Origin of the sequence: Peribacillus sp. NPDC096448, assembly GCF_044762675.1 — a bacterium.
Lineage (GTDB): Bacteria > Bacillota > Bacilli > Bacillales > DSM-1321 > Peribacillus > Peribacillus frigoritolerans_B.
This window is the reverse complement of sequence record NZ_JBIWEU010000012.1, coordinates 164,989-183,784: the sequence shown is the minus strand read 5'-3', so window position 1 is coordinate 183,784 and position 18,796 is coordinate 164,989. Positions and strand designations below refer to the sequence as shown.

25 protein-coding genes are annotated in these 18,796 nt (G+C 41.6%); 13 read left to right on the top strand and 12 right to left on the bottom strand.

All coding sequences use genetic code 11. The features are described 5' to 3' along the window. Positions 1 to 389: 389 nt before the first annotated feature. The gene (locus ACIQ0C_RS20260) at positions 390 to 536 is read left to right on the top strand and encodes a hypothetical protein (RefSeq protein WP_156319616.1); all 147 of its coding nucleotides are present in this window, start codon (positions 390 to 392) and stop codon (positions 534 to 536) included. A gap of 45 nt (positions 537 to 581) precedes the next feature. Here the strand turns inward: ACIQ0C_RS20260 and ACIQ0C_RS20255 are convergent, their stop codons facing one another. After that, entirely contained in the window at positions 582 to 1,277 is a 696-nt protein-coding gene (locus ACIQ0C_RS20255) for a response regulator (protein WP_403063249.1), read from the bottom strand. After that, positions 1,270 to 2,880 carry an ATP-binding protein gene (locus ACIQ0C_RS20250; RefSeq protein WP_403063246.1) on the bottom strand — a complete coding sequence of 537 codons (1,611 nt, stop codon included), beginning with the start codon at positions 2,878 to 2,880 and terminating at the stop codon, positions 1,270 to 1,272. Before ACIQ0C_RS20250 ends, ACIQ0C_RS20255 begins: the two co-directional genes overlap by 8 nt. A 140-nt stretch (positions 2,881 to 3,020) precedes the next feature. On the opposite strand from ACIQ0C_RS20250, the gene ACIQ0C_RS20245 reads away from it, so the two are divergent. Beyond that, positions 3,021 to 4,085: a DctP family TRAP transporter solute-binding subunit gene (locus ACIQ0C_RS20245; protein ID WP_403063243.1), complete on the top strand. Its 1,065-nt coding sequence runs from the start codon at positions 3,021 to 3,023 to the stop codon at positions 4,083 to 4,085. Between the two features lie 48 nt (positions 4,086 to 4,133). Here ACIQ0C_RS20245 and ACIQ0C_RS20240 read toward each other — a convergent pair whose 3' ends face one another. After that, on the bottom strand, positions 4,134 to 5,174 hold the full coding sequence (locus ACIQ0C_RS20240) for a metal ABC transporter solute-binding protein, Zn/Mn family (RefSeq protein ID WP_403063240.1): 1,041 nt from the start codon (positions 5,172 to 5,174) through the stop codon (positions 4,134 to 4,136). Between the two features lie 121 nt (positions 5,175 to 5,295). After that, the gene (gene yidD / locus ACIQ0C_RS20235; protein ID WP_402840723.1) at positions 5,296 to 5,517 is read right to left on the bottom strand and encodes a membrane protein insertion efficiency factor YidD; all 222 of its coding nucleotides are present in this window, start codon (positions 5,515 to 5,517) and stop codon (positions 5,296 to 5,298) included. 208 nt (positions 5,518 to 5,725) lie between these two features. On the opposite strand from yidD, the gene ACIQ0C_RS20230 reads away from it, so the two are divergent. Continuing rightward, positions 5,726 to 6,199, top strand: a complete 474-nt coding sequence (locus ACIQ0C_RS20230; protein WP_137019600.1) for an S-ribosylhomocysteine lyase — start codon at positions 5,726 to 5,728, stop codon at positions 6,197 to 6,199. Between the two features lie 37 nt (positions 6,200 to 6,236). Here ACIQ0C_RS20230 and ytzI read toward each other — a convergent pair whose 3' ends face one another. After that, positions 6,237 to 6,392, bottom strand: a complete 156-nt coding sequence (ytzI, locus tag ACIQ0C_RS20225) for a YtzI protein (RefSeq protein WP_403063237.1) — start codon at positions 6,390 to 6,392, stop codon at positions 6,237 to 6,239. Between the two features lie 124 nt (positions 6,393 to 6,516). Here ytzI and ACIQ0C_RS20220 point away from each other — a divergent pair, with 124 nt between their 5' ends. Further along, positions 6,517 to 6,957: a Dps family protein gene (locus ACIQ0C_RS20220; RefSeq protein WP_403063234.1), complete on the top strand. Its 441-nt coding sequence runs from the start codon at positions 6,517 to 6,519 to the stop codon at positions 6,955 to 6,957. Positions 6,958 to 7,053: 96 nt separating this feature from the next. Here ACIQ0C_RS20220 and ACIQ0C_RS20215 read toward each other — a convergent pair whose 3' ends face one another. Beyond that, positions 7,054 to 7,320, bottom strand: a complete 267-nt coding sequence (locus ACIQ0C_RS20215) for a DUF6154 family protein (protein WP_370020242.1) — start codon at positions 7,318 to 7,320, stop codon at positions 7,054 to 7,056. A 227-nt stretch (positions 7,321 to 7,547) separates the two neighbouring features. Between ACIQ0C_RS20215 and ACIQ0C_RS20210 the strand changes: the two genes are divergently transcribed. The 3 genes from ACIQ0C_RS20210 (at position 7,548) to ACIQ0C_RS20200 (ending at position 8,626) form a co-directional block, all read left to right on the top strand. Further along, positions 7,548 to 7,898: a hydrolase gene (locus ACIQ0C_RS20210; protein ID WP_403063231.1), complete on the top strand. Its 351-nt coding sequence runs from the start codon at positions 7,548 to 7,550 to the stop codon at positions 7,896 to 7,898. A gap of 113 nt (positions 7,899 to 8,011) precedes the next feature. Then, positions 8,012 to 8,482 carry an RNA deprotection pyrophosphohydrolase gene (gene ytkD / locus ACIQ0C_RS20205; RefSeq protein WP_402840664.1) on the top strand — a complete coding sequence of 157 codons (471 nt, stop codon included), beginning with the start codon at positions 8,012 to 8,014 and terminating at the stop codon, positions 8,480 to 8,482. Next, positions 8,483 to 8,626 carry a hypothetical protein gene (locus ACIQ0C_RS20200; RefSeq protein ID WP_403063228.1) on the top strand — a complete coding sequence of 48 codons (144 nt, stop codon included), beginning with the start codon at positions 8,483 to 8,485 and terminating at the stop codon, positions 8,624 to 8,626. It abuts the gene before it with no gap. A 56-nt stretch (positions 8,627 to 8,682) separates the two neighbouring features. Here the strand turns inward: ACIQ0C_RS20200 and ACIQ0C_RS20195 are convergent, their stop codons facing one another. The 3 genes from ACIQ0C_RS20195 to ACIQ0C_RS20185 are packed head-to-tail and all read right to left on the bottom strand — an operon-like array spanning position 8,683 to position 11,263. Further along, positions 8,683 to 9,474 (bottom strand): ABC transporter permease, encoded by a 792-nt coding sequence (locus tag ACIQ0C_RS20195; RefSeq protein WP_402840662.1) that lies wholly within the window; start codon positions 9,472 to 9,474, stop codon positions 8,683 to 8,685. Beyond that, on the bottom strand, positions 9,464 to 10,234 hold the full coding sequence (locus ACIQ0C_RS20190; RefSeq protein ID WP_403063225.1) for an ABC transporter ATP-binding protein: 771 nt from the start codon (positions 10,232 to 10,234) through the stop codon (positions 9,464 to 9,466). The genes ACIQ0C_RS20195 and ACIQ0C_RS20190 overlap by 11 nt, the downstream gene beginning before the upstream one ends. Before the next feature lie 27 nt (positions 10,235 to 10,261). Then, positions 10,262 to 11,263: an ABC transporter substrate-binding protein gene (locus tag ACIQ0C_RS20185; RefSeq protein WP_403063222.1), complete on the bottom strand. Its 1,002-nt coding sequence runs from the start codon at positions 11,261 to 11,263 to the stop codon at positions 10,262 to 10,264. 133 nt (positions 11,264 to 11,396) lie between these two features. Between ACIQ0C_RS20185 and ACIQ0C_RS20180 the strand changes: the two genes are divergently transcribed. The 4 genes from ACIQ0C_RS20180 to ACIQ0C_RS20165 all read left to right on the top strand — a co-directional run bounded on the left by ACIQ0C_RS20180 (position 11,397) and on the right by ACIQ0C_RS20165 (position 13,990). Then, complete coding sequence (locus ACIQ0C_RS20180) at positions 11,397 to 12,185, top strand: alpha/beta hydrolase family protein (RefSeq protein ID WP_252267928.1); 789 nt, start codon at positions 11,397 to 11,399, stop codon at positions 12,183 to 12,185. A 50-nt stretch (positions 12,186 to 12,235) separates the two neighbouring features. Continuing rightward, positions 12,236 to 12,478 carry a DUF2584 domain-containing protein gene (locus ACIQ0C_RS20175; protein ID WP_101225571.1) on the top strand — a complete coding sequence of 81 codons (243 nt, stop codon included), beginning with the start codon at positions 12,236 to 12,238 and terminating at the stop codon, positions 12,476 to 12,478. A 234-nt stretch (positions 12,479 to 12,712) separates the two neighbouring features. Further along, complete coding sequence (locus ACIQ0C_RS20170; RefSeq protein WP_402840720.1) at positions 12,713 to 13,177, top strand: 2-thiouracil desulfurase family protein; 465 nt, start codon at positions 12,713 to 12,715, stop codon at positions 13,175 to 13,177. A 42-nt stretch (positions 13,178 to 13,219) separates the two neighbouring features. Then, positions 13,220 to 13,990 carry a sulfite exporter TauE/SafE family protein gene (locus ACIQ0C_RS20165; protein WP_403063218.1) on the top strand — a complete coding sequence of 257 codons (771 nt, stop codon included), beginning with the start codon at positions 13,220 to 13,222 and terminating at the stop codon, positions 13,988 to 13,990. A 27-nt stretch (positions 13,991 to 14,017) separates the two neighbouring features. On the opposite strand, the gene ACIQ0C_RS20160 is transcribed toward ACIQ0C_RS20165, so the two are convergent. The 3 genes from ACIQ0C_RS20160 to wecB all read right to left on the bottom strand — a co-directional run bounded on the left by ACIQ0C_RS20160 (position 14,018) and on the right by wecB (position 16,023). Further along, on the bottom strand, positions 14,018 to 14,155 hold the full coding sequence (locus ACIQ0C_RS20160; protein ID WP_403063215.1) for a hypothetical protein: 138 nt from the start codon (positions 14,153 to 14,155) through the stop codon (positions 14,018 to 14,020). A 332-nt stretch (positions 14,156 to 14,487) separates the two neighbouring features. Next, complete coding sequence (locus ACIQ0C_RS20155) at positions 14,488 to 14,667, bottom strand: Fe3+ hydroxamate ABC transporter substrate-binding protein (protein ID WP_403063212.1); 180 nt, start codon at positions 14,665 to 14,667, stop codon at positions 14,488 to 14,490. Positions 14,668 to 14,886: 219 nt separating this feature from the next. Beyond that, positions 14,887 to 16,023 carry a non-hydrolyzing UDP-N-acetylglucosamine 2-epimerase gene (wecB, locus tag ACIQ0C_RS20150; protein ID WP_403063209.1) on the bottom strand — a complete coding sequence of 379 codons (1,137 nt, stop codon included), beginning with the start codon at positions 16,021 to 16,023 and terminating at the stop codon, positions 14,887 to 14,889. A 196-nt stretch (positions 16,024 to 16,219) separates the two neighbouring features. Here wecB and ACIQ0C_RS20145 point away from each other — a divergent pair, with 196 nt between their 5' ends. Together ACIQ0C_RS20145 and ACIQ0C_RS20140 are read left to right on the top strand one after the other, a co-directional pair. Beyond that, a complete protein-coding gene (locus ACIQ0C_RS20145; protein ID WP_402840646.1) occupies positions 16,220 to 17,425 on the top strand; it encodes a glycosyltransferase family 4 protein in 1,206 nt (401 codons plus the stop codon). Between the two features lie 23 nt (positions 17,426 to 17,448). Continuing rightward, positions 17,449 to 18,765, top strand: a complete 1,317-nt coding sequence (locus ACIQ0C_RS20140; RefSeq protein WP_403063206.1) for a glycosyltransferase — start codon at positions 17,449 to 17,451, stop codon at positions 18,763 to 18,765. Positions 18,766 to 18,796: the final 31 nt, after the last annotated feature.

Below are 18,796 nucleotides of genomic sequence, written 5' to 3'. Positions count from 1 at the left end.
ATATTGATCCTATCGCCTATTACTCCCACGGTCTTTGTAACTCACCCAATTAGTACTTTATTGGACGGAATCCTCACCCTTTTGGAAAATGATTTTAATAGGATACTAACAAATCAGTTCATTGTTTTTCCTGACTTGCTAGCCAAGATCCCGCTATATGCTTGTTTTAATGAGGCTTGGCCAGACAGTCGGCGGAAAGGGAATGTATGACTGAAATCAACCAGGAACATTTTTAATTTGTCTGCAGATTTTTAGAAAAATCATTTAAATGACGGATAAATCATAATTTTTTTCGGAAAATGGGGCTTTGTCTATTTTTCCCTAACTGGATTATTTTGTATAATGAGATTAAAAGAATGGCGACCAAAGGGAAAAGGAGGGGAGAGTGTATGAAAAAACCGTACCTTATTGCGGAAATTCTACTAAGAAGAGGCATGCCTGACTATGTCATAAAAGAAGTGACGGCTTTGGAGGAGTGCGAGCTGTTTCTTTTGAAGAGAAAGTGGGGCCTGTATGACCGGAAGACAGGTGCGTAAAGATTAAAAGTAAAAAGGGAACCGTTTCGAGCCGGTCCCCATGCGTTAAGGTTTTTTAAGCCGGTACCTATTGACTGGACGGCCTATGCTGCCATATTGTACGTCAAGCTGAAGTACTTCTTCACCATGCAAGTATTCAAGATAGCGCCTTGCTGTAACTCTGGCGATTCCAATCCCATCAGCCACTTCTTCTGCAGATAGTGATCCAGGCTGGGTCTTTATGAACTTCGTCACTTGCTCAAGAGTCGCGCCATTCAATCCTTTCGGAACATCATATTTCGGACTCGCTTCAGAATTTGTTTTATTTTGAAAGAGAATCCGGTCGAGCTGATTTTGCGAAATTTGATGGTCAGGTTCAACCTCCATCCGAAAAGCAAAGTATTGTTCCAGCGTATGTTTTAACCTATCGAATTTAAATGGCTTGATTAAATAGTCAAAAGCCCCGTTCTGTATCATTTTTCGAATCGTTTTCTGATCATTTGCCGCTGAAATGATGATGACATCCACATCAATTTGCTTTTTTCTGATTTGATAAAGTGTATCAACCCCGTTTAAAGATGGCATGAAGATGTCCAAAATGACAAGGTCGGGTTTAGACTGCCTGATTTTTTCCAGACCTTCAAGCCCATTTGAAGCTGTATCAACTACTTTAAAGGCAGGCAGGCGCTCTATGAACTGTTTGTTGACCTCTTGGACCATTGGGTCATCTTCAATTAAAAGTACACGAATTTCGTTAGTCATTTTGGTTCTCCTCTATATCATGCATCGGAAAAGAAAGAAAAAAGCTTGTTCCTTCATTATGGCGTGTCGTGAATTTCATTTCGCCATTCGCTTTTTTTACAATTTGGTCTATTAGATAAAGACCAATTCCTGATCCTTCCGCACCTTTTGTTGTAAAACCATACTCGAATATATCCTTATGAATGTCCTCGGGAATGCCGGGTCCATTATCCTCAAGCACGATTTGACAATGACGTTCATCCTGGTAGATGGATAGATAAACCTGTTTGGTTTCCTCTGAACAATGCTTTAGCGCTGCGAATGAGTTTTCGATCAGGTTTCCGATTATCAAAACAAAATCGTGATGATCCAAATCAGCGGGGAAGCGGTCCAATTTCGTGTACTTGTCCATGATGAGCTCGATCCCGAGTTCCCGTCCCAAGGAGATCTTACTTAATATCAGCCCCACTAAATTATCATCGTGAATGTGCTTCGTTAAAAACCTGGTCAATTCCTCTTGTTCTTCCGTGATCTGAAAAATGTAATGCAGAGCTTCGTCTAGATTACCTAGCTGGATCAATCCTGCTATCGTATGAAGTTTGTTCATATGTTCATGGTTTTGAACGCGCAGGGCTTCAACGAATGCTTTGACACTAGTCAACTCTTCAGCTAGCTTCGTCACATCGGTGCGATCCTGGAAAATGGCGACGGCACCGATCGTTTTATCCGCAATCTTTATCGGTACCCGGTTGCTTACAATATTCCGGTTTTGAACGGAGATTTCCTGATTGAAGATGGGAGATGTCCGGTCGAGCACTTCCGGAAGACGGGTATCGTGTATAATATCATTGATATTCTTGCCTATGACCGCACCGTTGATATTGAATATCTGCTTAGCCTTTTCATTGAAAATCGTGATTGCCTGATTATTATCTATGGCGATGACCCCTTCATGCATGGCATTGAAAGCGGCTGTCCTTTCAACCAACATCCGTGAAATTTCATGGGGTTCAAGTTGGAAGGTCTCTTTTTTTATCCTTTTTGCCATGAGCCATGAGCCGCATACACCGAATAGGAGTGTAAGGACCAGGATAATCGCGATTTCGCCTTTAAGGTCCTTGATTAATTCCGGTATCGTAGGCAAGATATTCCCAACCAGTACGACGCCGATTTGCTCTCTATCTCCATCAAGGATAGGGACAAAGGCGCGGACGGAAATGCCAAGTTCGCCAGCAGCCTTTGAAAGGTATTCGTGTTCAGCGAACGCAGCGCTTTCATCGCTGCTGCTGGATGGGGTCCCCAATTGGCTGAACACCGGGTGGGAATAGCGTATATGCTGATTGTTGAGTACAACTATATAATCCGCTTGATGGATTTTCCTTAAGTTTTCTATAATCGGATTAAGCTGCGTCCATCCTTCAGGCTCACGAACCAATTTTTGTACTTCAGGGAGTTCGGCAATGGTATGGGCAGTGATCATGGATCGTTTGCCGATTTCGTCTTCCCTGACCGAAACGATATTTCCGAATATAAAAATCCCGCCTATTAGTATCGAAAAAGCGACGATTACGAATGATAGCAGGGTGATTTTAATTTGTATGGGCATATGAAAGGATTTATCCATTGGTTTTCCTCCATTACTTCTATACTTAATAGTAACAGAATTTCTATCACTTTTCGCTATTTTTCGCGCATTGTATTACGACAGCAAAAAGCTGTGATAGAATAGTGATAATGTGAAGTGAGCGGTGAGGAGTTGTCGGTATGCGTGCATTATGGGGGTACTTCTTATTAATTGGCTTGGGACTGTTGATAGCAGTGTATATATCGTTCCAATCGTTCTTTACTAGCTTCGGTTTCAATTTGCCGAAGGATGAGGAGCAGGTAGGGATGAAGGATCAAATCGTGATTAAGTTCAGTCATGTCGTTGCCGAAAATACACCTAAAGGTCTAGCTGCAAACCGATTTGCCCAACTTGTCGATGAATATACAGATCATCGTGTCAAAATAGAAGTTTATCCAAATCAGTCATTATATAGTGATCATGAAGAAATCGAAGCATTACAAGAAAACAAGGTGCAGATGATTGCACCGACTGCATCTAAAATTACGAGCATATCAAAGAAATGGATGCTATTGGACCTCCCTTACGTCTTTCCAACGGACGCTGCCTTGCAGGAAGCCTTGAATGGGGAAGTGGGGGAAGAACTGCTTAAGCAGCTGAATATCATCGATATCGAAGGACTCGCATTTTGGTCGAATAACTATAAACAGATTACAAGCAGTAAACCGATACGGCATCCAAGTGATTTTGCAGGAAAGAATTTCAGAATCATGCCAAGTGCAGTCCTGGAAAGGCAATTCAAGCATTTTGGGGCGACAACTTCAGTTCTGGAGTTTAATGAAACGTTTAAAAGCCTTGAAATCAAAGAAACGGACAGCCAGGAAAATACGATTTCGAATATCTATTCCAAAAAATTATATGAGGTGCAAAAATATTTAACGATCAGTGACCATGGCTATTTAGGATATGTAGTCATGATAAACAAGCAGTTTTGGAACAAACTCCCGTTGGATATTCAGCAGCAAATCCAACGGGCGATGGATGATACGACGAAATGGCTATGGATCAAATCAAATGAATTGAATCAGGAACAGCTAAGGGAAATCCAGCAAAAATCGAATATCGACATCTATACACTGTCTGATGAAGAAAAGAAAGAATGGATGGATGAGATGACCGTCATCTATCCGGAATTCGAATCAACGATTGGAACCGAATTGATGACGAAAATGGAAAAGATCCGTGAGAAGCATTTAAAGGAATGACTAAATGATGGGAAAAAAAGAGCGGACCCCAAAGGGCCCGCTTTTTTTCTATTTCAATGCAGTTTGCAGTGTCTTGATATTTTTTTCCATTAAACTGAAGTAATCTTCGCCGGCTTCGATATCTTTATCCGTCAATACGGAAAGGTTATGAAGCTCGAGTGATTTCGCTCCCATTTCCTTTTGGATGATTTCGGTTAGTTTAGAACTGATATTCTGCTCGAAGATGACGTAGTTCAAGTCTTCTTCTTTAGCCATGGTTACAATTTTCCCGAGTTCCTTTTGAGAAGGTTCATTTGAAGACGTTAGTCCTGTGACGCCAATTTGTTCCAATCCGTAGCGTTCCTCCCAATAACCATATGCAGAATGGGAAACGATGATCTTATTGGTTCGGCCCGATTCGATCGTCGTCGCGAATTTTTCATCAAGTGCCTCAAGCTTTTCGGAAAGCTCATTGAATTGGCTGTTGAAATATTCTTCCTGTTCCGGCATTTTTTTTGTTAATTCGTCCTTGATGGTTTTAGCCATGTCAATGGAATAGACGGGATCTAACCACAAATGCGGATTAACGCCGCCATGGTCATGACCATCTTCTTCATGTGCATGTTCCTCTTCATGTGCATGTTCCTCTTCATGTGCATGTTCCTCTTCATGTGCATGTTCCTCTTCATGTGCATGTTCTTCTTCATGTGCATGTTCCTCTTCATGTGCATGTTCTTCTTCATCAAGATGAACCGTTTCTCCCACCGCAATTGTGCTGACGCCTTCTTTGCTTAAAATTGGTTCAGCCTTGGTTACAAAGCCTTCAAGATTATAGCCAATATAGAAAAATAGGTCTGATTCAGCCATTTTTACAATATCTTTTTGAGAGGGTTCGAATGTGTGTTCATCCGTTCCGGGAGGATAAACAGTCTCGACATTCACGTACTCCCCGCCAATGGCCTCAGTGAAGTATTGTAAAGGGTAAACCGTCGTATATATATCCAAGGCATCCTTGGTATCTTCCTTACTCGATTCTCCCGTTGAGTTGCCGCAGGCTGACAGAAATACCGCAGTAACAAGGAAAAGTGAGAGCAATGCTCGAATTTTCATATGAAATGCTCCTTTATAATTCGTATTGATTACGATTTGAATTTTATGTGGTAAAAACGAAATGATTACGATTTGACTTCTGTATGATACAAAAGATTGCAAAAGAAAGCAAGGGTTTTTTCTATTGTTCCTCACCTTTTTCTTTTTTTTCGGGAACAAGGTCAATGCCCCCTGGATGAAACGGATGACATTTAAGAATCCGGATGAGTGCTAACCAGCTTCCTTTTATAGGTCCGAAACGATTGACCGCTTCCAAACCATAATGGGAACAAGTTGGATAAAAACGGCAGGTGGGAGGTTTTAATGGAGAAATAGCAACTTGGTAAAAACGGATGATTCCCATTAATATTTTTTTCAACACGATGCTTTCATCTCTTTTCGATAAAATGACTACCCTCAATTATAGCATATTTTCTAAATTTCCAATAAGGATAAAAAAGGAATAAGCATATTGGTAATCTGATTGATATAATGAGAATTAATTTTAAAGGATGAAATATATTATTATTCAAGGTAAAATAGAGATGACATACAATTAAGGAGTGAATTAAATGCCTTCAGTCGAAAGCTTTGAATTAGATCATAACGCTGTTAAAGCTCCATATGTTAGACATTGCGGTGTCCATAAGGTAGGAACAGACGGTGTTGTTAATAAATTTGATATCCGTTTTTGCCAGCCGAATAAACAAGCGATGAAGCCGGACACGATCCATACCCTGGAACACTTGCTTGCATTCAATATCCGTAAGCATTCCGAGCGCTACGATCACTTTGATATTATCGACATTTCGCCAATGGGATGTCAAACAGGATATTACCTTGTGGTCAGCGGCGAGCCGACAGTCACGGAAATCATCGATGTTCTTGAAGATACATTCAAGGATGCTGTTACAATTACCGAAATTCCTGCTGCAAACGAAAAACAATGCGGCCAAGCAAAATTGCATGATCTTGAAGGAGCCAAGAAATTAATGAATTTCTGGCTTGCACAAGATAAAGAAGATCTTCATAAAGTTTTCGGTTAATAAAAAAGTTCCTGTCCATTTGCGACAGGAACTTTTTTCATTTTTCAGGTTCTTCTTTTTTTTCCTCATCCTTAGGCAAAGGATCGACAGGATCCACTGTATGCTTGTAGCTGTAACCTTTTCCGATTGTTAAGACCGATAATGCCAATACAATCAGAATCACAATAATGGAGATAACTAAAACCGTAATCATACTTTACAGCTCCTAACGTTCACAATTTAGATTCATTTTAGCATAAGAACCCAGTCAGTTAATGTTTCAATTTTCGAATAGAGGGAATTATAAAGGTATAACCAACTTACGGAGGTAGATATTTATGGCTCAGAAAAAATTAGGAACTTTAGTGAATAAGGAAATTGCAAACTTCAGTGTTCTTTATACGAAAATTCATAATTACCACTGGTTCGTGAATGGACCGCACTTCTTTGAGCTTCACCAAAAATTGGAAGAGTTATATAAAGAAGTGACATCCAACTATGACGAAATGGCTGAAAGATTATTGGCCATTGGTGAAAAGCCGGTTGCTACCCTTAAAGAGTACATGGAATTAACGACGATCGAAGAAGCGACAGGTAATGAAAATACAGAAGATATGGTTCAAAGCGTCATCAGTGATTTTGAGAAGCTTTCCGAAGAGTTCCTGGAAATCATCGAAGTTGCCGAAGAAGAAGATCCGGTTACGGCCGATATGCTGACAGGCATGAAGAAAAGTTTAAACAAACATGCTTGGATGCTGCGTGCGTATTTAGGACATTAAGATTTAGGAAAAGCTCTACTTTGGTAGGGCTTTTTTTTGGGTTAAAACAATAAAAAAGGCATCCATCAAAAGAGGGACACCTGACATGGTATGTATTTAATGAATATTCCTAGGCGGAAAATGTGTAGGTTTCGTGTCGCTCATACTATTTTGAGCGAACTTCCCTTTTAACGTTTCAATAATGTAAAGGCCCATTAAATTGGTTAGTTCTTGATCATCCATCTCTTGAAGCAATTCGAAAATTTCCTTGCGGTCAAGCTGTTCCAGAACCGCAAAAGTAAGCATATCAATATCTTCTTCATCACCAGTCATCTTATCACGGTACATATTGTATAATTCTTCAATTAACTTCAAAACTTTCACCTCACATTTATTAGAAATCCGTTTATCTCTTTATATTTAGGTTATCAAAAAAACCTCTGGGTGCATATAAAAATCTTAAGGGATGCTTGGGCTTATTATATGTTTTACCCTTTGAAAGATACTTTAATCTATTATTTAACATCTTTGTTCTTCTTTAAACAAAATTTTCCATTGTATGAAGTGGGGAAATACGTGAAAAATAAGCGTAGGATATATGGAAAGGGTGGATGAATGTGTCTGAAAACAGGAAAAAATATTACATTTGGCTTCCGAATGGGCAGATCACACAAGATAGGGAAAGTTCTCCATGGAATTTTGAAATCGAGGCGACAGATAATGAAATCATTAAATTACGTGAATTATTTGATTATAATTATTCAGTAGGGGAAGAAAATTTTTACCGGGCACATGTCCCATACCTTCAATATCATTTTGACCGTGAAAATGATAAACAGGATATCACTCTCCAAAAAATTTACGAGATGATTTACGCCCTGGGTACTGAAGAAGGAAGACGGCATATAGAAAGCATGGGGATACTGCAGGCAAAACCAACAGACGATGGCCTCGAATATTGAGGGTCCATCGTTTTTTTGATGTGATGCAGATTCTCGCTGGATAGTGGTTTTTTTTACCCATATAATGAAACAAGGGGCATAGCACCATTTCTTATACGGAGAGAAGGGGAAAAATGAAACGATTTCTTGATAAGAACGGATATAAGGTCGAATTCTCCGAGAATCCTGTCTTTGGAGAGCCTTGGCATGTTTTTGTGCTTAGCCGATATAAGGGCAGGTGGGTATTGACCAAACACAGAGAACGGGGATTGGAATTCCCTGGTGGTAAACGGGAAGCAGGGGAATCGATTGAAGAAACGGCCATACGGGAAGTTTATGAAGAAACAGGAGGCTTAGTGGGCCAACTGCAATTTTTGGGACAATATAAAGTACATGATCCAATGAAGCCATTCGTTAAATCAATATACTATGCCGAATTACGTGAAGTAGAGAAGAAAGAGAATTACCTGGAAACGGAAGGCCCGATCTTTATGGAATCATTGCCGGATGTACTCGGTGAGGAGTTTAGCTTCATCATGAAAGATGAGATTGTACCGTTGAGCTTATCGAGACTGGATGATGGCATTTTGCAAAGAAACGAGTGAATGGCGGAACTCACGAGTAAATGGCAGGAATTCACGAGTAAACTGGCGGAATTCACGAGTAAATGGCAGGAATTCACGAGTAAATGGCAGGAATTCACGAGTAAATGGCGGAAACTCACGAGTAAACTGCCGGAATTCAACTAAAATCATGTTTTAGCTTTGCATGAGTGAAAAACTGCCGAGGGTTATCGGCAGTTTGGTTAGTCTTTGATTAATTTTCGCTCGAGCAGTTCGACTAGTTGATACATGATTGTGGCAAAGACGGCAATGATCATCAAGGCAAGCATTACGAGGGTGAAGTTGAAGACTTGAAAGCCATAGATGATTAGGTAGCCGAGCCCTTTGGCCGAAACTAGGAATTCCCCGACGATGACGCCGACCCAGGAGAGGCCGACATTCACTTTCAATGTCGAGATGATCGTTGGGAAGGATGAGGGTAATATGGCTTCCCGAAAAGCTTGTGTTTTTGTTGCGCCAAAAGTTTGGAGTACTTTCAGGTAGTTCGGGTCCACTTCACGAAATGCGGTGTAGACGACGATGGTGGTGATGATGATGGAAATGATCGCCCCCATCGAGATGATGGATGGAAAACCAGGGCCGAATGCAACGATGATGATGGGGCCGAGCGCCACTTTCGGCATGGCATTTAAAATGACGAGATAGGGGTCAAGTGTTTTGGATAGTCTGGGCGACCACCAAAGCAGGGATGCCAGGATCGTTCCAAGCAGTGTCCCTATGATAAAGCCGAGAACGGTCTCGAATAGCGTCACTCCGGAATGGGATAGCAGGGTTCCATCACCCAATTTCTGTATGAAAAGATGCCACACTTTAGTTGGTGAGCTGAAGATGAGCGGATCGATCAGTTCCTTCCTGGATAAAAGTTCCCAACTGCCGAAAAAAATGATGAAAATCAGGATCTGATAAAAGCGAATGAGCCTGTTTTCTTTTTTCAATGAGGTTTTATATTGGTTATGAAGCTGTTCAATATTCAAGGCTCTCAAACTCCTTCCAGATCGTTTGGAATAGCATCGGATACTGCGGATGGTTGCGTGCATGGAAAGGCGTGAGTTCACGCAATTCATCGGGCACCTTGAAGGTTTTGTGCACCCTTCCCGGGTTCGCGGAAAACAGAAAGATGCGGTCACTCATTGCAATGGCTTCACCGATATCATGGGTGACGAGCACGGCTGTCTTTCCGAAGGATTTCAGTGTTTCAAAAACAAGGTCTTCCAGCTTCAACTTCGTTTGGTAATCAAGAGCAGAAAACGGTTCATCAAGCAAAAGGATTTTTGGGTCGACCGCCAGTGTCCGTGCCAGTGCAGCCCTTTGCCTCATTCCTCCCGATAGTTCGCGCGGATACAATTTTCCGGTGTCTCCTAATCCAACGTCGCTTAAAAGCTTCAGCGTTTTTATTCTCTCAAGTCCTTCATCTTTTTTAATCAGTTTTAATCCTAATAATATATTTTCTTCTATCGTCTTCCATGGAAATAGATAATCCTGCTGCAGCATATAGCCGATTGAAAGGTCACTGTTGGCCTTCAGCGGTTTGTTTTCGAGCAGGATCTTTCCTGAAGTGGGGGGAAATAGCCCGGCGATGATGGAAAGCAGGGTGGTTTTTCCGCAGCCGCTCGGACCTAGAAAAGAGACGAATTCACCTTTTTCAATGTCGAGGGAAATGTCCGCTAGTGCGGTCGCTGCCGTCTGATTTGAAAAATAAGTATGGTGAATGTCTTGGATTTTTAAAAAGCTCATCGGACATCCTCCTTACCTTTTGCTATGTTATTTTGTGACTTCTTCAGCAAAGTCGGTATTGACCAGCTCTTCATGGCTAATACGTGAAGGAAGCTCGCCTGCTTCATCCATGATGTTTTGCAGATTGTTCCATTCTTCTTCATCAAGAATGGGGTCGGTTGCAAAGGATCCTTGTTCTTTGTAGCGGTTGATAACTGTTTCCATCGTCTCGATATTGGTATCTTCAAAATACGGCTGAATGACTTTGGCGATTTCGGCAGCATCGTTTTCCTGAACCCAATCTTGTGCTTTCTTCAATGCTCTCGTGAATTTTTCGACAGTCTCCTTGTCTTCTTTCAAATAGCTTTCCTTAGCCATATAAACTGTATATGGAAGATGCCCGGACTCGGTGCCGAAAGAAGCGACGATATAGCCTTTTCCTTCTTTTTCAAACACACTGGCCGTTGGTTCGAACAGTTGAACGAAATCGCCGGTTCCGGAAGCGAAGGCAGTTGCGACATTCGCAAAATCAATGTTCTGGATGAGGTTCAAATCTTTTTTCGGGTCTATGTTATGTTTTTTCAATACGAACTCGCCGGCCATTTGCGGCATCCCGCCTTTTCGCTGGCCTAGGAATGTAGAGTTTTTCAGCATATTCCAATTGAAGTTGTCAATTTTTTCACGTGAAACAAGAAACGTTCCATCCGTCTGTGTTAATTGAGCGAAGTTGATGACGGGGTCGTTCGAACCTTGTGCCTGAACGTAAATCGATGTTTCGGAGCCAACGAGAGCAATATCCGCCCCATCGGACAGAAGCGTGGTCATCGTCTTGTCGCCGCCTGCCGTCGTTTTCAAATCAATGCTGAGACCCTCATCTTTAAAAAAACCTTTTTCGATCGCTACATATTGCGGTGTATAGAAAAGGGAGCGGGTTACTTCGGCAATCCTGACCTTCGTTGTTTCCTGTTCTTTTTTGCCGCATGCGCCAAGCGGGATTACCAACATGCACAGAAGTAAAAATACGACACCTGCTTTACACCATTTTTTCAAAATTCCTTCCTCCTTGATATATGGGTATTTTGCCTTCATTATCGTATGAACGGAAGAAAAAAATGTGAATGCCTCTCAGGGGATAAAAACAAGCGGATGTTTTACAATAAGAATAAAGAAAGGAGAGTGGAAATTGGAGAACGGAACGATTATTTCAAAGCAGCGGTTTCCATCACCGCATCCACGAATCCATCTTTATTCAGTTACGTACATATCACAAGGCCTGAAGGTAAAGGGGTTGCTGGCTGAACCGGTTGATGGCGAAATACATGATGCCTTCTTATATTTACGCGGCGGGATTAAAAATGTCGGCAAGGTGAGGCCCGCAAGGATCGTGCAGTATGCTGTAGAAGGTTTCATCGTTTTTGCCCCTTTTTACCGTGGAAATCAAGGCGGGGAGGGAGATGAGGATTTTGGCGGCGAAGATCGATTCGATGCGATATCAGGATTCAATCTTCTTGAACAGCACCCCCGAGTGAACAAGGATCACATTCATATCCTCGGATTTTCCCGTGGCGGGATCATGGCCCTTTGGACTGGGATTTACTGTAGGAATGCAGCGTCGATCGTCACATGGGGAGGTGTGTCGGATATGTTCTTAACATATGTCGAACGGGTGGATATGCGTCGGATGATGAAGCGGGTCATCGGCGGTACACCTAAAAAATGCCCCGATCAATATGAATACCGTACACCATTGTTTGCGATTGAAGATTTGAATGTACCCGTCCTGATCATACATGGTGAAAAAGATGACAATGTCGCCATAGAACATGCGTACCGGTTGGAAAAAAGGTTGAAAATGCATGACAAAGAGGTCGAGAGCTGGTATTTCCCTCAATTCACGCATTATTTCCCACCTGCCGTGAACAGAAAAGTAGTCGAAGATTTAACATCTTGGATGAAAAGTAAAACCGAATAATGATAGAATGAAGTATATACTAAGCATATTGGCAAGAGGAGGAGATACACATGGGCATGCCTATGGAGCTAAATACCATGATCGTTACAAAAGGGAACGAAACCCGTGAAGAAGAAAACATTTTCCGGCTGTCGAAAGCTGGTTACAGGTTATATCCTATCGATATTCCAATCGATGTCCGCAAAACGATTCAATCTGATTCAAGCGGAACAGCCGTTATCCAAAAAATTGAATGGACCAGTGAAAAGACCATCATTACGTACCAACTGCTATCACTGAATTCAACCAACTAAATAGACAAGCGCTTGCCGGGAATCGCCTTCGCTGCAAGCGCTTTTTTATTGTTTTGCAGAATTCGGCAGATGCGCGGAAAATTCAGCCAGTGTGAAAATAATTCGACCCACACAAATCCATAATCCCACCGGCATTATATCAGCGCAAAAACCCTGGTGAATATTCAATCTTCGAAATGATTGTCACTAAAAGAGTGGTAAAATGGTGTAAAGCGCATGAGGCGGGGTGATTTGATGATTTTGGTGAGTTCTTGTTTAGCGGGTCTTGAGGTAAGATACAATGGTACGCACAGCTTGAATGATGGAATTATGGATTTGATGAGGGAGAAAAAGGCTATAGCGGTTTGTCCTGAGTTGCTTGGGGGTTTTTCGACACCGAGGGAACCTGCTGAGATAGTTGGCGGTGAAGGTGGGGATGTCCTTGATGGAAAAGCGAAGATCATCGAAAAGTCGGGCAGGGATGTAACGGAATTGTACATAAAGGGAGCGAATCTTACGTTATTGAAAGCCCAGGAAGTAGGGGCGACGTTAGTCGTTTTAAAAGAAAATAGTCCATCCTGTGGGAGTGCCACGATTTATAATGGGGAATTCAAGGGGGAGAAGAAGGTCGGGAATGGAGTGACCGCGGCTTTGCTTAGGCGACATGGATTCACGGTCATTTCAGAAGAAAGGTTATTCGATTATCTGGATGAAAAATGAGTAATGGCATTTTAGATAGTGTTTTTGAAAGAAGGGGAGTACATGGAGGATATCAATCACTATACTTTGCTATTTTTAGTACTTGCGGGCTTTATTGCCGCATTCATCGATTCCGTTGTAGGCGGCGGCGGTTTAATTTCGATTCCGGCTTTATTGTTCACGGGGATTTCGCCTTCAGCGGCACTTGCCACTAACAAGCTGGCAGGTACAATGGGATCTTTAACGAGTACGATTTCATTCATTCGGGCTGGAAAAGTGGATTTCAAATTCGTCATCAAGCTGTTTCCGATTACCTTGATTGGAGCGGCGTTAGGAGCATACGTTGTACATTTCGTTTCCGCAGAGGTACTGAAGCCCCTCATTATGATCTTGCTGGTCATTGTCGCGATTTATACGTTGGTAAAAAAGGATTGGGGTAAAGATGCAAAGTATAAAGGGCTGACAAGGAAGAAAATGATTCTTTTGATTGTCATAATATTTGCGATTGGTTTTTATGATGGTTTTCTTGGGCCAGGCACAGGCTCCTTTTTATTATTTTCATTTTTGATCATTGGGTTTGATTTTGTCCAGGCTGCCGGGAATGCAAGAATATTGAATTTTGGAAGCAATATTGCCGCACTTATCATTTTTTTATCTATGGGGACCGTCAATTTTGCCTATGGAATCCCGAGGGGACTTGCAATGGTCGCGGGAGCATTGGTAGGAACGAACTTCGCAATTAAGAAAGGTGCTTCCTATGTCCGTATATTATTCATTTGCGTCACGATTTTATTGATTGGAAAAAATGTCCTTAATCATTTTCATATTTTTTGATGGAGTGTTCAGGCGAATGAATTCCTATTAAAAATGGCTGGGGATACAAGGCGTATTTTCGGCCATCTTTACATTCATTTTGTGAAATTCAAGTCCCAGTGAATGCCAAATTTGATCCTTGACCTTACCATACTTAGCTCCCCAAAATGTATCTTGCAGCTCCATTAAGGATAATCCTTTTTCACACATAGCCTCAAATGCCGGATTTCCGAGTCGCTTTCACATTCGAGGACCAATGCTACGTTATTCCCGACTTCAAGCGGATTGCCTGGAAACGTATCGGATACCATGATCAACATATCGCCTTTTTTGATTTTTGCATGCAAAACAAGGTCATTCGCTTCTTCAGGTGTTGGGAAATCAGCTTCCCCATAGGTTTGCAGTTAGGTAATCTCCTGTTTCGTGTTGACTATCAATTCGACAGGGATATCTTATACTCCTTTATCTTCACTGAGAAAAGGTACTGGTGGCTTAGCTGCATTTTCTTCAGTTCCGCATCAAAAAAAATTAAAATCAAATTTTCGTATCAAAACAAGCTTCGCAAGTGAAACTTCCTTCATATATGCTTTTATTTCAGTCATCCCTTTCCGCTTTGGATAACGAATTTTTACAAGAACGACTTCGTCCCCCTTAATTTCTTTACCACATTTGACGCACTTAGGATCTTTCCCGAACATTACAACGCCTCCAAACAGGCTTTCAATCTTGAAACATTGATCTACCCAAACTATCACATATGTATTTAACATTTTCAAATTTAAATTAGTTATCCACTCTTTCCTTTAATCCGGCGCTCATGAAAGGGCAAATGAAAATGGGAGCAGCCGTTTCAAAATCTGACTGAATAGAAAAAAGCCTGCCGCTTACGTGACAGGCTTTTCTCACTATTTTATTTTTTATAATGGAAGGGGTGATTTCATTCCGCAATGCGTTAATAGGATTTCGACAATCCGCTTTGAAGCGAATCCATCTCCATATGGGTTGGAAGCTGTCGCCATTTTTTTATAGGTTTCTTCATTTGTAAGTAAGTCTGAGGCTAATTGGTAAATTCGTTCTTCCTCAATTCCTGCCAATAAAAGGGTACCAGCATCGATTCCTTCCGGACGTTCTGTTGTATCGCGTAACACAAGGACGGGAACGCCAAGTGAGGGAGCTTCTTCTTGCACCCCTCCGGAATCTGTCAATATTAGATGGGCGTGCGCCGCAAAATTATGAAAATCAAGCACTTCAAGCGGTTCTATTAAATGAAGCCTTTCCGTTTCACCAAAAATCCGGTAAGCAATTTCACGGACAACCGGGTTTTTATGAAGCGGGAAAACAACTTGGATATCCGTGTAATCTTCAAGCAGGCGTTTGACGGAACGGAATATTTCTTCCATTGGTTTTCCGATGTTTTCCCGTCTGTGCGCTGTCATCAATATCATACGATCTCCATTTAAACCAGATAGAATCGGATGTTCATAGTCTTTCCTTACTGTTGTTTTCAAAGCATCGATAGCCGTATTGCCAGTAATATGGATACAATCACTCTTTTTATTTTCCAAAAGTAGATTCTCTGCCGCCTGATTTGTTGGCGCAAAGTGCAAATCAGCCAAGACGCCTGTCAACTGCCTATTCATCTCTTCAGGATATGGAGAATACTTATTACCAGTCCGCAGACCAGCTTCAACGTGACCAATCTGTATCTTATTATAGAAAGCCGCCAAGCTTGCGATGAAAGTTGTCGTTGTATCCCCATGCACGAGGACGATATCCGGTTTTATATCATTCATGAGCGAACTCAATTTTTCAAGCCCTCGAGTTGTAATTTCTTCTAATGTTTGTCTATCCTTCATCATATCCAAATCGTGATCTGGCTTAATTTGAAAACATTGCAAGACTTGGTCGAGCATTTCCCTATGCTGGGCGGTGACCACCACGATGGTTTCTATTTCTTCTGGATGCTTTTTCAGTTCCAAAACGACTGGTGCCATTTTGATAGCCTCTGGTCTTGTACCAAATACGGTCATGACCTTAATACGTTGTTTAGGCATGCTCATTTCCTCCCCTTCTGAATGTCTCTCCCATTATAACGGGAAGTTCATGGGAAATTTAAAAACGATACAATTATTAACAGAATTTTTACAATATTAATGAGGACTTTATATTTCTTTAACCTTAAGTTAATATCTGGCATTTACAATATAAAGCAGGAAGTATAGCTAAGCAGAATAGAGGTGATAGGCGAATATGAAAAGCGTCCTGATGATCGTGCAAAACTTTTATCCGGAAATCGGAAGTGCGGGAAATAGAATGAAAAATATATATCTCCATTTGAAAAGAAACGGATTCGAGGTAACGGTCATCACATTGAAGCCGAGTTATCCTAATCAAAGTTTATATCAAGATACAAAGTTTTGGGATGAAGATAGCATTGAAGAAGATGTCATCAGGATTAAGCCGGACAAAGTGAAGAGGTATACAAGCAATATGGGGAAGCGCTTGCTTCATTATCTTGAAGCGATGTGGCTTTTCATTTATACAATCATCCGTCTCGAAAAAAAATATGATTATGTGTTTGCTACGACCCCGCCGATCTTCCCGACTTTGGCGGCGTTGATCGCCAAGAAAAAGATGAAGGCGAAACTCATTACCGATGTCAGGGATTTATGGCCGGAATCGTTGATAGGAGTAGGAGTATTTAATAATAAGTGGGTTTTGAAAGTCGCTTTCTTCCTGGAAAGGAAGCTATATCGGCATTCAGATTTTATTATCATCAATAGTCCTGGTTTCAGGGATTATATCGTTGCAAAGGGAGTCAAGGAAGAGGCCATACAATTCATCCCTAATTCGCTGACAGCGGATGAGCTGACGTTAAAGAATTTGCTTACACCCGTATCGGAAAAGGTAATCAAGGTCGTTTATGCGGGGAATATCGGACTGGCCCAGGACTTGAAAAAACTGATAGCCGTAGCTGAAAAGCTAAGGGAACATAAACAAATCGAGTTCTCGATGATTGGATATGGATATCGGATATCCGAAGTGGAGAAGGAGATAAGCTCTAGAGGGCTGACTAACATTAAGATGATTAATGCGATGAATCGAAGAGTGACTCTTCATGAAGTTTCAACATCCCATATTGCCTATGTGAGCTTGGTTGAAAAAGAAGTCTTCAATAAGGTCCTGCCTGGTAAAATCATCGATTATATGTGTGTCGGAAAACCTATTGTCGGTGATGTGGACGGCAGGGCGAAAAAGATGCTCTCTGAGGCGAAATGCGGGTTGGTGGCAGAGAGCAGAAATGTTGATGAAATCTGTCAGCATATACTGACAATGGCCGCAGATCCAGCCCTTCGTGAAGAACTGGGGGAAAACGGTCATCGGTATGCTAAACAACATTTTCAATGGTCTAAAAATATTAAAGGTCTCATCAACGTGATGGAAGCGTCAGGCTGAAAAATCCGGAAGTGGAGGACAACATGGCGAAGAAAGTATGTATGTTCGTGTGGAATCACTTTACGAACGATGCGAGGGTTCTAAGAGAATGCACAGCACTCACTGAAGCGGGTTATGAAGTCGATTTAATTGCCATTCATAACTGGAAAATCGAGGGTTTGGCCAAAAAGGAGAAACACCAAAATGGTTTCTCGGTCACTAGGGTGAATAACCGCTGGGAGGCGCTTCATAAAATTCTCAGGATCGTTGGCAAATTGAAGAAAAAGAAGTTTGAAATTGTTCTATTGGCCTTATTGGTCTGGAATACGTTGTGGAATTTGAACTTAATCAATGGCTGGATGGGATCGGGAATACTGTTCGGTTCATTTGCACTACTTGCGATGGGCACCCTGATCATCACTAAAACAAAGCTGCCGACACTGTTAACGAGGAGCTACATTTTTGGTCAAATGATCTATCATGGCCGGAAAAGGAAATATGATTTTTATCATTCAAATGACTTGAATACGCTCATGCAGGGAGCGATCAGCAGTAAATGGTTGAGAAGGAAAAAGCTGATTTATGACTCGCATGAAGTACAAACGAGCAGAACGGGATATAATAGCCGAATTTACGGGATGATGGAGAAATTCCTATTAATGTTCGTCGATGAAATGATTGCCGAAAACCATACGAGAGCTAAGTATAACGAAGACTTATATGGTCTGTATCCCAAGGTGGTCCATAACTACCCGATTCCAACCAATCCGGAGGAAAGTACGGCCGTGAATTTGCATGAGCTGCTCGATTTGCCAGAGAATGAACCGATATTGTTATACCAAGGCGGCGTTCAAATGGGAAGAGGGTTAGAGCAATTGGTTGATGCTGTACCGATGATCGAGGGCGGAACGGTGGTTTTTATCGGGGATGGAAGGATCAAGGATGAATTAATGAAAAAAGTAAGCGACATGAATCTGGAGCATCGTGTGAAGTTCCTGCCGAAGGTTCCGGTCGACGAGCTGCTCCATTATACCAAAAATGCGTATTTAGGTTTTCAGATATTGAATAATGTCTGCTTTAATCACTACTCCGCATCTTCAAATAAATTGTTTGAATATATGATGAGCGGTGTGCCAGTGGTTGCCTGCAGCTTTCCTGAAATTCAAAAGGTTGTCGATACGGAAAAAATCGGTGTGTGTGTCGATTCACATGATCCAAAATCAATTGCCGAAGGTGTCAATTACTTATTGAAGCATCCTGAAAAAAGGGCGGAAATGAGCCAAAACTGCCTGAAGGCGCGACAAAAATACAATTGGAAACAAGAGAAGGAAATCTTTATCGAAATCTATCAAACAGCCTAACAAATTTGAGTGTAGCAGAAAAATAGATAGG